At 75.8% G+C, this 12,656-nt stretch carries 7 protein-coding genes; 3 read left to right on the top strand and 4 right to left on the bottom strand.

The features are described from left to right. Positions 1-163: 163 nt before the first annotated feature. The 4 genes from AC3RJ9_RS06300 to AC3RJ9_RS06285 all read right to left on the bottom strand — a co-directional run bounded on the left by AC3RJ9_RS06300 (position 164) and on the right by AC3RJ9_RS06285 (position 7,968). The gene (locus tag AC3RJ9_RS06300) at positions 164-1,237 is read right to left on the bottom strand and encodes an NAD-dependent epimerase/dehydratase family protein (protein ID WP_044659527.1); all 1,074 of its coding nucleotides are present in this window, start codon (positions 1,235-1,237) and stop codon (positions 164-166) included. Further along, positions 1,234-4,170: an alpha/beta fold hydrolase gene (locus AC3RJ9_RS06295; RefSeq protein WP_145951518.1), complete on the bottom strand. Its 2,937-nt coding sequence runs from the start codon at positions 4,168-4,170 to the stop codon at positions 1,234-1,236. The genes AC3RJ9_RS06300 and AC3RJ9_RS06295 overlap by 4 nt, the downstream gene beginning before the upstream one ends. Before the next feature lie 18 nt (positions 4,171-4,188). Further along, positions 4,189-5,220 (bottom strand): 3-oxoacyl-ACP synthase III, encoded by a 1,032-nt coding sequence (locus AC3RJ9_RS06290; protein ID WP_044659529.1) that lies wholly within the window; start codon positions 5,218-5,220, stop codon positions 4,189-4,191. A 141-nt stretch (positions 5,221-5,361) separates the two neighbouring features. Then, the gene (locus AC3RJ9_RS06285) at positions 5,362-7,968 is read right to left on the bottom strand and encodes a DNA gyrase/topoisomerase IV subunit A (protein WP_123244102.1); all 2,607 of its coding nucleotides are present in this window, start codon (positions 7,966-7,968) and stop codon (positions 5,362-5,364) included. Positions 7,969-8,016: 48 nt separating this feature from the next. Here AC3RJ9_RS06285 and AC3RJ9_RS06280 point away from each other — a divergent pair, with 48 nt between their 5' ends. Genes AC3RJ9_RS06280 through AC3RJ9_RS06270 form a run of 3 tightly spaced genes read left to right on the top strand, consistent with a single transcriptional unit; the run spans position 8,017 to position 12,650 of the window. Then, positions 8,017-10,746 carry a bifunctional acetate--CoA ligase family protein/GNAT family N-acetyltransferase gene (locus tag AC3RJ9_RS06280; RefSeq protein WP_206495824.1) on the top strand — a complete coding sequence of 910 codons (2,730 nt, stop codon included), beginning with the start codon at positions 8,017-8,019 and terminating at the stop codon, positions 10,744-10,746. A gap of 57 nt (positions 10,747-10,803) precedes the next feature. Further along, the gene (locus tag AC3RJ9_RS06275; RefSeq protein WP_044659536.1) at positions 10,804-11,472 is read left to right on the top strand and encodes a DUF5998 family protein; all 669 of its coding nucleotides are present in this window, start codon (positions 10,804-10,806) and stop codon (positions 11,470-11,472) included. Further along, on the top strand, positions 11,469-12,650 hold the full coding sequence (locus AC3RJ9_RS06270; protein WP_044659532.1) for an alkaline phosphatase family protein: 1,182 nt from the start codon (positions 11,469-11,471) through the stop codon (positions 12,648-12,650). The genes AC3RJ9_RS06275 and AC3RJ9_RS06270 overlap by 4 nt, the downstream gene beginning before the upstream one ends. The last annotated feature ends 6 nt before the right edge of the window (positions 12,651-12,656 follow it).

Genomic DNA, 12,656 nt, shown 5'->3' with positions numbered 1-12,656 from the left:
CGAGACGACGGCGCCGCAGGCCCCCGGCACGACGCTGCGGCCGCCGCCGTTCTCCGAACGAAAGCGGCGTGACCCGCGCCGTTTCCCGAACGAAAGCGGCGTGACCCGCGCCGTTTCCCGAACGAAAGCTCGGGACGGGCGCTCGTTCCGGCCGCGGCGGGCGTCAGCGGTCGCGGTAGTACGCCGCGACGCGGTGCAGGCCCTCGTCGATGCTCACGGTCGGCGTCCACGCGAGGACCTCACGGGTGCGACGCTGGTCGAACCAGTGGGCGGTCGAGAGCTGCTCGGCGAGGAACTCGGTCAGCGGCGGCTCGCCGTCGTCGGAGCCCACGCCCCGGGACCGCAGCCCGAACAGATCCCGCTCCCACGCCCGCTCGATCAGGGCACCGGCGCGCCGGGCCAGGCCCGCCGGGACGCGGCGTTCGGGCTCCGCGGCGCCGCCCGCCAGCGCGATCTGGCGGATCAGCTCGCCGACCGGTCGCGGCTCGCCGTTGGTGACCACGAGGGCCTCGCCGTGGTGCACGTCGGCCGCGGACACAGCCGCCACCACGGCCTCGACGGCGTTGGCCGTGTACAGCGTGTCGACCAGGGGAGCGCCCGTGCCGAGCACGGGCATCCGCCCGGCCCGCGCGCGCTGCACGATCCGGTCGGTGAGCTGCAGGTCCCCGGGCCCCCACATCAGGTGGGGGCGCAGCACCAGGACGCGGAAGTCGTCGCGGTCGGCGGCCAGGGCCAGTCGCTCGCCGGCCGCCTTCGTGCGCGCGTAGGGTCCGCGCGCGTGCTCGGGGCTGGCGGCTCCGGCGCCCTCGCCGACGATGGAGTCGCCGGCGTGCGCCACGGAGGGGGAGGAGACGTGGACGAAGCGTCGCACGCCGTGGCGCTGTGCGGCGTGCAACAGGATGCGCGTGCCCTCCACGTTCACGGCCTCGTACTCGTGCTCGGGGCCGGACACGGACACCTTCGCGGCCACGTGCACCACGGTGTCCGCGCCGGTCAGGGCCTCCTCGACGGCGGCCGGGTCGGTCACGGACCCGCGCACGTCCCGCGCACCGGGCACGCCCGACGGACGCCGCTGCAGGGTGGTCACGTCGTTGCCGGCATCGGCGAGCACCCGGGCGACGCCCGCACCCAGCAGCCCCGAGGCGCCGGTCACCAGGACGCGGCGCGACGCGAGGCGCTCGACGAGGTCGGGCATCCCGGCGGCGTCGAGGTCGACGTCGTAGCCGAAGCCGCTCACAGCGCACCCACCTTCCCGCCGGCGAGCACGGCCTCCGCCCAGTCGGCCACCCGGGCGCGGTCGATCTTGGAGTTGTGCCGGATGTCCGTGGGGATCTCATCGGCCACGAGCACCGCGGCCACCGGCAGCGGCTCGAGGGCCGCGCGCACGGCGGAGGCCAGCGCGGTCGGGGCGAGGCCCTGCTTGGGCCGGCCGTCCCGGTGGTGACCCGGGCGCCGCGCCGGGCGCGTGGCCGGCACGGCCGCCTCCACGACGACGACCACGGCCTGCGTGCCCCGGGGCCCGACGCCGACGACGGCGCTGCGCCGCACCGGCCCGAGGGCGTCGACGGTCTTCTCGGGCCCGCCCGGGCCGATCGGGCCCTCGGGCGTGGTGATCACGTGCTGGAGCCGACCCTCGAGCCAGACGCGGCCCTCGGCGTCGAAGTGGCCGACGTCGGCGGTGCGGTGCCACACCCGGCCGTCCCGCCGCCACAGCCCGTCGCGCTTGCTCTGCTGGTCGGTGTGCCAGAGCGCGTCGTAGCGGTCCTTCAGGTGGGGGGCGCTGACCACGATCTCGCCGAGGACGCCGTGGCCCCGCGCGGGGTCGAGGATGACGTCGTCGGCGCTGCCGTCCTCGAGCAGCGGCGCGATGGCCAGGGACACCGTGGGCAGCGCGGAGCCCACGCAGACGCCCTCGTCGTCGGCGGTGCGCAGGCGCTGCACCTCGTCGCCGTCGATGTCCGTGAGCAGCAGCCCCTCGGTCATGCCCCACGGCGTGTGGACCCGGGCGTTCGGCATCAGGTCCGAGACCTGACGCATCAGCTGTGGGTGCACGGGGGCGCCGGCCGAGAGCACGAGGCGCACGGCGTCGAGGGCCTCGCGCCGGGGCGCGTCGAGGCCGTCGGCGGTCGCGACCACGTTCGCCAGGGCGGCGGGGGAGGCGAACAGCACGCTCGACTGCCCGGCGATCGCGGCGTCGGCCAGCTTCTGCGCGGTGAGGGTGGCCGGCTGGGTGACGTCCATGTCCGGGGAGACGGACGCGGCGCCGAGGGCGGGCCCGAGCAGCGCGAACGGGGCGAAGCCGGCGAGCAGGGAGCCGCCCGGGCGGATGCCCAGGGTGCGGGAGATCAGCGCCACGAGGCGGCCCAGCCGCTCGTGCGTGTACACGACGCCCTTGGCCGGGCCCGTGGAGCCGGAGGTGAACAGCACCGCGGCGTCCGCGTCCAGGGCGGGCTCGGGCAGCACGGTGCCGTGCTCGTCGACGGCGTCGCCCGCGGCCGGGTCGCGGTGGCGGTCGATCATCGCGTAGAGCGAGTCGGAGACGTCGAGCAGGCGGCGCTGGGCGGCGCCCGGCTCGGTCACGGAGATCCGGGTGCCCGGCCAGGACTGGGCGCGGGCCAGCGTCAGCCCGGGGGTGCGGCCGATGATCCAGCGGGGGCGGGCCGACTTCATTGCCCGGGTCATGCCCTTGACCCCGAGGCCCTGGTCCGCCACCACGGCGACGGCACCCACGCGCAGCACGGCGTACAGGGCCGCCGACAGGTCGCGGCCCGGCGGCACGAGCATGGCGACCCGGTCGCCCGGCCGCATGCCCGCGGCCCACAGCCCGGTGGCGATGGCCGAGACCATCTCCTGCAGCTCACCCCAGGTGACGGCCACGGGTCGGCGGGCGGTGCCCACGAGCGAGCGGCCGGCCTGGGCCCCGGCCATGTCCACCAGCGCGGTGTACTCGCGGTGGTCCGAGCCGGGGGCGCCCCAGTCGCGCAGGTGGTCCCAGAGCCGGACCACGCCGGGCTCGCGGGCTCCGGGCTCCTCCCCGAGGTCCACCTCCAGGCCCGGGTCGGCGGCCGCGTCGGCGGTGGCGTGCGGGACGGGGCCCGGCAGCCCCGAGGCGGGGTCGGCGAGCTGGCCGCCGCGCAGCAGCTGGGCCCACTGCAGCAGGGGCGCGGTGATGTCGCGGTCGTCCACGAGCAGGTGCCCCGCCTGCTCGTAGCGGTGCACGCGCGCGTGGGGCAGGCGGTCGCGGAGGTCGTCGAGGTAGCGGTCCAGGAAGACCGGGTCGTCGGCGCCCCACAGGATGAGGGCGGGCACGTCGGTGCGGCCCAGGGCGGCGAGGTCCTCGCCCACCCGCTGCAGTTCGGGATGGCTGCCGTGGCCGGGGTCGGCCGGGATGTCCGCGACGAAGCCGCCGACGCCGCCGCGTCGGGCCGCCGTGTCGTAGGGCAGGTGGTAGGCGGCCCGCGTCTCGCGGTCGAGGGCCGGGGTGGCGAGGGAGGTCGTCACGGAGAGGAAGGCGTCCGTGGTGACGGTGGAGGCCGGCAGGACGGGCCCGGCGAGGGCGGCCTGCAGCGGGGCGGGGATCGGCGCCCCCGCGGGCTGGTGGACCGCGGTGTTCAGGGTCGCGACGCCGGCCACCAGCTCCGGATGACGCGCCGCCCAGCCGAGGGACACGACGCCGCCCCAGTCGTGGCCGAGCGTGATCAGCGGGTGGCCGGTGGCTGCCAGGTCGCGCAGCCCGAGGGCCGCCAGCAGGGCGTCCAGGTCGGCGATGCGGCCGCCCAGCGTGCGGTAGGTGTCGCCGGCACGGCCCATCGACGCGGCGGACGGGGAGCCCGCGTGCGCGAGGCGCTCGGAGAAGCCCATGTCCAGCTGGTCCGGCGCCACGACGCGCCACGCGGCCATGCCCCGGCGTGCCCGGCGCACGGTCTCCGCGAGCAGGGACCGCCACAGCCAGGACCACGTCGGGTTGCCGTGCACCGCCACGATCGTGCCGACTATCTCGGCCCCGGCCGCGGCGAGCACGGGACCGGTGTCCGCCACGTGCAGCGTCCGCACGGTCCCCTCCGGGTCCGCGGCGGAGCGGATCTCCACGAGGCGGGACCACGCCGGGTCCCAGCCGGGCAGTCGGTCGGCCGGCGGCAGGGCGGCGGGGGCGGCGGGGATCTGGGGCATGGCTCTGGCTCCTTCAGCTCACCATTCGATCTCGAGCATCGCGGTGTTCAGGCCCGAGCCCACGCCCAGGCAGACCACCGTGTCCCCGTCCTCCAGGGCGTCCATCTCCCGCACGAGGGTGATGGGCAGCGACGCCGGGCCGACGTTGCCCAGCGTGGGGAACGTCGTCGGGATGCGCGCCGGGTCCAGGTGGGCGGACTCCGCGATCGCGTCGGTGTGCATCTGCGAGACCTGGTGGGTGATGAACCGGTCGGCCTCCGGCCACGCCCACTCCGCCGGGACGTCGTGCCACGCGTCCATCACGAGCTCGAGACCGTCCTTGAGCAGGGCGGTGGAGTCGGTGTACATGCCGTGGTGGTCGCCCACGCACAGGCCGTGGTGGTCGGTGCCGGCGCGGGTGATCCCGCGGACGATCCGATGGGCGTCCGGGTGGTCCTCGATGCGGCCGACGACGGCGGCGGCGGCCCCGGAGCCCAGCGTCAGGGACGCGAACTGCTCCATGAAGTTGCCGCGGTGCGTGGTCTCGGCGTGCAGGTTGGCCACGGTGGCGGCCTGCACCTTCGAGGCGTCCTCGGCGGCGACCACGACCGCGTAGTCGATCTGGCCGGCGTCCACGAGGGTGGAGGCGAGCATGAGGCCGTTGACGAACCCGAGGCACGCGTTCGTGATGTCGAAGTTGGTCGCCGAGGTCGGCAGCCCCATGAGGTGATGGATCCGCACGGCCACGGAGGGCTCGAGCGTGGCCCGGGTGACCGACGTGTTCACGAGCAGGCCCACCCGCTCCCGGGGGACGCCGGCCTGCTCCAGGGCCGCGACGCCGGCGCGGGCGGCGGCCTCCTGGAAGTCCTCGGTCTCGTCCCAGTTCCGACGGCTGCGCACACCGGCCACCCGCTCCAGGAGGGAGCCGGGCAGGCGCAGGCGGGTGAGCACCTCCGCCAGCTGGTCGTCGAGGTCCCGCGAGGTGACTTCGACGGGGGCCTCCACCTCGGTGACCGCCAGGAGGGCGGCGCGGGAGTACTCGTAGCTGGCGTTGCCGGACACGTTCGTCACCAGGACCAATCTGCGGGGGGTCGGGGGAGGGGGGCGCTCACCTGCGATGAGACGACAGCCCACTGTATCGGAGGGGTCGGGCGGGGCGCCCATCCGGGGCGTCGATCGGCCCGAGGCGAACAGGCTCGCCCCGGACCGGGGTCAGTCCGCGGACACGGCCACGGCGTCGTCCTCGGCGGGCGGGACCGAGACGAGTTCGGGGGAGGCGCCGGCGCCGACGGCCTCGATGCGCTGGTCCACGGGCACGCCCGAGCCGTCCCGGCGCCCGTACTCGATCGGCAGCGCGCGGGCCACGCCGGCCCGGGAGGCCGCGAGCGCGGGCGCGGCGCCGATCCAGCCGAGCTCGAGGCCGCTCTCGCCCTTGAGCAGCCGGTGGGCGCGCACGCCGCCGGTGCCGCGGCCCTTGGCCGGATACTCCCCGAGCGGGGTGACCTTGACGGAGCCCGGGGCGGAGCCGAGCACGTCCGCCTCGCCGTCCGTCACGGTCACCACGACGGCGGGCCGCGGGTGGGCCGCGGCGTCCGCACCGGTCTCGGTGAGGGAGGCGGCGGGGGCCACCCCGAACGCGAGCACCGTGTCCCCGGCGGCCAGCCGGATGCCCGCGACACCGCCGCCGGCCGGGCCCTGGGGGCGCACGGCGGAGGCGGCGTAGCGCAGCAGCTGGCCGGTGCGGGTGAGGAAGACGAGCTGGTCGGCCTCGTCCGGGGCGGGGGCGGCCCCGACCACCGCGTCGCCGTCCTTCAGGGCGACGGCGTCGACGACCTGGCGGTTCAGGGGCCACTCCGGCCGGACGCGCTTGACGACCCCGTGGGCGGTGCCCAGCGCCATGACGGTGTCCAGGGGGACCAGGGCCACGAGCGTCTCGCCCTTGGCCAGGGGCACCAGCTCCGCGGCGGGGAGGGCCGCGGTCATCGCGGGGGCCGCGGACGGCTCGCCGGCCACCGGCAGGTCGACCGTCTGGAGGCGGTGCAGCGCGCCGGCGGAGGTGAGGGCCCCGATCTCGCCGCGGGCCGTCGTCGGGACCACGGAGGCGAAGGCGTCGTGCTTGCGGCGCCGGCCCTGCGGGGCGATCGGCGTGCGGTCCGCGGTGCGCAGCAGGCGTCCGGAGGTGGAGAGCAGGGCCCAGCACGCCGTGTCCGGGACCATCAGGTCCGCCCCGGCCTGACCGGCGCCGGCGGGGGTCGGCCCGGACGGCGCGGGCCCGGCGGCGGGGGCCGCGGCGGTCTCGGCCTCGAGCAGGACCGTGCGGCGGTCGTCGCCGTGCTCGTCGGCCACGGCCTGCAGCTCGGACGAGACCACCTCACGCAGCCGCGCGTCGGAGGCGAGGATCGCCTCGAGCTCGGCGATCGCGGCCTGCAGCTCGTCGCGCTCGGCCTCCAGCTCGATGCGGGAGAATCTCGTCAGCTGGCGCAGCCGCAGCTCCAGGATGTGGTCGGCCTGCACCTGGGTGAGGTCGAAGACGCCCATGAGGCGGGTGCGCGCGGCCGCGGTGTCGTCCGAGGAACGGATGATCTCGATGACCTCGTCGATGTCCACGAGCGCCAGCAGCAGGCCCTCGACGAGGTGGAGGCGGTCGCGGTGCTTGCCGAGGCGGTGCCCGGTGCGGCGCCGCACCACGTCCAGACGGTGGTCCACATAGACCCGCAGCAGGGGCAGCAGGCCCAGGGTCTGCGGCTGGCCGTCGACGAGCGCGACGTTGTTGATCCCGAACGTCTCCTCGAGCGGGGTGTGCCGGTACAGGGCGGCCAGCACGGCCTGGGGGTTGAACCCGGACTTGAGCTCGATCTGCAGGCGCAGCCCGTTCTTGCGGTCCGTCAGGTCCACGACGTCGGCGATGCCGCTGAGCTTCTTCGCGTCGACGCCGGCCTTGATCCGCTCGATGACCTTCTCGGGGCCGACGCCGTACGGAAGCTCGGTGACGATCAGGCCGGTGCGACGCGCGGAGACCTGCTCCACGGCGACGGCGGCCCGCATGCGGAACGTGCCGCGGCCGGTCGCGTAGGCGTCGCGGACGCCGTCGAGCCCCACGATCCGGCCGCCCGAGGGCAGGTCGGGGCCGGGGATGTGGGCCATGATCGCCTCGAGGTCCGCCTCGGGGTCCGCGAGCAGGTGGCGCGCGCCCGCCACGACCTCGCGCAGGTTGTGCGGAGCCATGTTCGTGGCCATGCCGACGGCGATGCCGGTGGTGCCGTTGACGAGCAGGTTGGGGTAGGCGGCGGGCAGCACGGCCGGCTGCTGAAGCTGGTTGTCGTAGTTGGGGACGAAGTCCACGGTGCCCTCGTCGAGGTCCGCGGTGAGCGCCAGGGCGGCCGGGGCCATGCGGGCCTCCGTGTAGCGCGGAGCCGCGGGGCCGTCGTCGAGCGAGCCGAAGTTGCCGTGCCCGTCCACCACGGGCAGGCGCAGGGAGAACGGCTGGGCGAGGCGGACCATCGCGTCGTAGATCGCCGCGTCGCCGTGGGGGTGCAGCTTGCCCATCACCTCGCCCACCACACGGGCGGACTTCACGTGGCCGCGGTCCGGGCGCAGGCCCATGCGGGACATCATGTAGAGGATGCGCCGCTGCACCGGCTTGAGGCCGTCGCGGGCGTCCGGCAGGGCGCGCGAGTAGATCACCGAGTAGGCGTACTCGAGGAAGGACGCCTCCATCTCCTCGGAGACGTCGACGTCGACGATGTTCTCCTGCTCCAGCGGCAGCGGGCGCGGGGCGTCCTGCTCGGCGGGGCGGGAACGGGATGAACGGGCCATCATGGTGGTCGGGGAGTCCTCACGGCGTCGGGGATTGTCTACAGTGATCCTATGGGTGAGACTGAAGCCGACCGCGGATATCCCTCCCATTGGGAGGCCGATGTGGTGCTCCGTGACGGCGCCACGGCCCACCTGCGGCCCATCTCGCCCGAGGACGCCGCCGAGCTGCAGCGCATGCATGCCGGGCAGTCCGAGAACTCCATCTACCTGCGCTACTTCACGTACAAGTCCGAGCTGAGCGCCAAGGACCTGGACCGGTTCACCCACGTGGACCACCGGGACCGGGTGGCGTTCGTGATCACCCGCGGCGGCCGCCTGCTCGGCGTGGGCCGCTACGACCGGTACGGGGACTCCGACGCCGCGGAGGTCGCCTTCAACATCTCCGACGCCGCGCAGGGCCGCGGACTGGGCTCCATCCTCATGGAGCACCTGGCCGCGGCCGCCCGCGAGAACGGCATCCGCCGCTTCACCGCCGAGGTCCTGCCCGAGAACCGCAAGATGCTCTCGGTGTTCCAGGAGTCTGGCTTCGAGGTGACCCGCCGGTTCGAGGACGGCGTCGTGGCCGTCGAGTTCCCCATCGATCCCACCGCCCGGTGGCGCGCCGTCGTCGAGTCCCGCGAGCACCGGGCCGAGTCCCGCAGCGTCGCCGAACTGGTCGAGCCCGCCTCCGTGGCCGTGGTCGGCGCCTCCCGCGATCCGCAGGCCGTCGGCTCGCTCGTGCTGCGCCACGTCCTCGAGGCGGGCTTCACGGGCACCGTCCACGCCGTGAACCGCGCCGCCGAGGACGTTCAGGGCCTCACCGCCCACCGCTCCCTGGCCGACATCGGCGAGCCGGTCGACCTCGTCGTCGTCGCGGTGCCCGCCGACGAGGTCGAGGCCCTCATCCCCGAGGCCGCCGCGGCCGGGGCCCAGGGGCTCGTGGTCCTCACCTCGGGCTACGCCGACGCCGGCGCCGAGGGACTCGAGGCCCAGCGCCGCCTGGTCTCCCTCGCTCGTGCCCACGGCATGCGCGTGATCGGCCCGGCCTCCACCGGTCTGGTCCGCACGGACCCCGCGATCCGCCTCAATGCCTCCCCGTCACCGGGCCTGGCCCAGCGCGGCCCCGTCAGCCTGTTCAGCCAGTCCGGCGCCGTCGGCGCCATGGTCTCCGCCGGCGTCAAGCGCCGCGGGGTGGGGATCTCCACCTCGATCAGCGCCGGCAACCGTGCGGACGTCTCGGGCAACGACGCCATGCAGTTCTTCGAGGCGGACCCCCACACCGCCGCCGTCGGCGTGTACCTCGAGTCGTTCGGCAACCCGCGCAAGTTCTCCCGCATCGCCCGGCGGCTCTCCCGCACTAAGCCCGTCGTGGTGGTCCGTTCCGACGTCACCGGGCGCTTCCTGCCCCCGGGCCACGAGACCCGCACCACCCAGGCCCCCGAGGGCGCCGTGGACTCGATGCTCGACCAGACCGGCGTGCTCGAGGCCCACACGCACGAGGCCATGCTCGACATCCTCATGGCCGTGGCCAGCCAGCCGCTGCCCACGGGCCACCGCGTCGTCCTCGTGGCCGACTCGCTCGCCCTGGACCGGCTGGGCCGCGACGCCGCGGCCGAGGCCGGGCTGGAGGTCACGGCCACCGTCGGCCTCGTCGGCAGCGAACAGGGCATCGCCCCGCCCGCCGAGACGCTGGTCTCCGCCGTCCGGGACGCCGTCCGCCACGAGCAGGCCGACGCCGTCGTGGTGCTGGCCCGCCTCGGCCTGCACCAGGCGGACGACGAGCCGGAGCGGCTGGCCCACGCCCTCGCGGACGCGACCCGGGACGCCCGCATCCCCGTGCTCGGCTGCCTGACCGACGTCGTCTCCCCGCGCTACCGCGGCGCCACGCTCGGCGCCACCGGGCCCGTGGGTGACGACGCCGAGCCCGGCTCCCTGCAGCCCGGCCTGCCCTTCTACCCGTCGCCGCAGCAGGCCATGACCGTGCTCGGCGCGCTCGCGGACTACGTCCACTGGCGCCGCCAGGAGGTCGGCGAGCCGCTCGAGCCGACCGGCCTGCACCCGCACGAGGCCGAGGAGCTCGTGGAGGCGGCCGCCGCGCGTGCCGAGGGCACCGAACTCGTCCGGCTCTCCGACGAGGAGACCGAGACGCTGCTGGGCCACTACGGGATCACCGTGCTGCCCTCGGCCCGGTTCGAGACCGCCGACGAGGCCGTGGCGGCCGCCGAGCGGCTCGGCTTCCCCGTGGCGCTCAAGGCCGTGGACCCCCACCTGCGGCACCGACTCGACCTGGGCGGCGTCCGCCTGAACGTGGTGGACGCCGATTCCCTGCGCCGCAACGTCGAGCACATGCGCCGTCTGCTCGCGCCGTTCGGCGTGCGCGAGCTCGAGGTCCAGGCCATGGCCCCCGCCGGCCAGGCCTGCATGCTCACGGCGCTCGAGGACCCGCTGCTGGGCCCCGTGGTCTCCTTCGGCATCGCCGGCGACGCCACGGACCTGCTGGGGGACTGGGTGCACCGCGTGCCCCCGCTCACGGACCGGGACGTGGCCCGCATGGTCCGCGCCCCCCGCGCCGCCGTGAAGCTGCGCGGCACCGGCGGGGTGCCCTCCGTCGACCTCGCCGCGCTGGAGGACCTCGTGGGCCGCGTCAGCGTCCTCAAGGACGACCTGCCGCAGGTCGCCCGCCTGCGCTTCGCGCCCGTGCTGGCCGCCCCCGAGGGCGTGACGGTGCTGCAGGCCGAGGTGCACGTCGCCAACGCGGCCCGCCGCACCGACTCGGCCCGGCGCGCGTTGCGCGGCCGCTGACCGGGCCGTCCACAGCGGGCCCGGACGGCCCGGCGCCGGACCCGTAGCATGGGGGACATGAGCCCGTTCCGCAGGAGTCACGAGCCAGGCCGTCCCGACCACCGCCCCGACGCCCCCGAGGCCGAGGGCCGGCAGCGCGAGGCCCGCACCCTGGACGGCAGCGGCGGCCTCGACGCCTCACTCGTCCGCGCCGGCTTCTACCCGGACCTCGTGGCGCACGCCATCGCCCTCGAGCTCGAAGGCCGCACCCCGGACGCGCACCTCGTCCACGTGGACACGCACTTCGACTACGAGGAGATCCACCGGCACATCACGGCCCTCGTGCTCGCCGGGGACACCCTGCTGGCCGTCCACCTCGACGACCACGCCGCCGACCCGGCCGGCCAGGCGGTCCTCGCCCAGGTCTCCACCGAGATGGTCCCGGTCCGCGCCCTCGGCTCCGTGGTCCTGACCACCGGCCACGCCGACCCCGCCCGCTTCCGGCCGTCCGACCCCGTGGCCGAGATGACCCTCGGGCTGATGTGGGCCGGAGGCCAGCGACTGGACCTGCAGCCCGCCGGCTGCGCCGACCCCCAGTGCGACCTCGACCACGGCTACACCGGCACCGCCACCCGCGAGGACCTCGTGATCCGCGTCGCCGCCGACGCCGACGGGCAGGGGGCCGTCGACGGCGCCCTGGCCTTCGCCCGGGCCCTGCGCCGCGCCCACCTGGCGGCCACCACGTGACGGGGCCCGCCCTCCCCGACGGCGTGGTCCCCGCCGACCGTGCCCTGCGCTCCGTCCTGACCTCCGCCGCGGCCGCCCTCGGTGTCCCGGGCTGTGAGAACGCGCTCGCGGTCCCGGCGGGCCGCCGCGTGGTCGTCGCCCTGGTGGACGGCCTCGGACGGTCCCTCCTGAAGCGCTTCGGCGGCCACGCCCCCACGCTGCGCTCGGCGATGGCCGACGGCGGCCGCGTCCTCGAGGCGGCCGTGCCCACCACGACGGCCGCGTCCCTCACGAGCCTGGGCACCGGGCTGGACGTCGGGGAGCACGGCGTGGCCGGCTACGACGTGCTCGACCCGGACCGGGACGTGGTGATCAACCAGCTGGGCGGCTGGGACGAGGCCACCGACCCGGTGGGGTGGCAGCCGAAGCCCACCGTGTTCGAGCGCGCCGCCGCGGCCGGCGTGGACGCCGTCACGGTCTCGCTGCCCGCCTTCGAGCGTTCGGCCCTGACACGGGCGGGGCTGCGTGGCGGCCGGTTCGTGGCCGGCCGCGCCCTGATCGCCCGCGCCCAGGCCGTCGAACGCGTGCTGAAGGACGCCCGCGTGCCCACGCTCGTCTACTTCTACGTCAACGAGCTGGACAAGGCCGGCCACCGGGACGGCGTGGGCTCGGACCGGTGGCTGCACGCCCTCGAGGAGATCGACGCGGCGGTGCGGCGCCTGGTGGACCGCGTGCCCGCCGGGACGGTGGTGCTCGCCACCGGCGACCACGGCATGGTCGACGTGCCGCCGTCGCGCCGCGTGGACTACGCCGCCCTGGACGAGGCCGGGGAGCTCGCCGACCCCGCGCTGCTCGAGGGGATCGCGCACACCGCGGGGGAGCCCCGCCTCGTGCAGCTGCACTTCCGATCCGACGCGGGTCCGGACGTGCGCGAGAGGGTGCGGCGCACCTGGGCCGAGCGCTACGGGGCGCACGCGTGGGTGCTCACGCGGGACGAGGCCGTCGACGCCGGCTGGTTCGGCGCCGTCGTCGAGGACCGGGTCCGTGCCCGCATCGGGGATCTGCTCGTCGCCGTGCACGGGGATCTTGCCCTCTACGACGGCCGGCGGGTGCCCCCGCACGCCTTCGAGATGGTGGGCCAGCACGGCGCGCCCACGCGCGCCGAGCGGGAGGTCCCGCTGCTCACCTGGCACCGCTGAGCCCGC

The sequence above is a fragment of the Micrococcus sp. 63XJN7_6_ISO-PGPR-S23-444 genome (assembly GCF_058072765.1).
The sequence above is the reverse complement of the archived record's forward strand: the minus strand, read 5'-3'. Positions and strand labels throughout refer to the sequence as shown.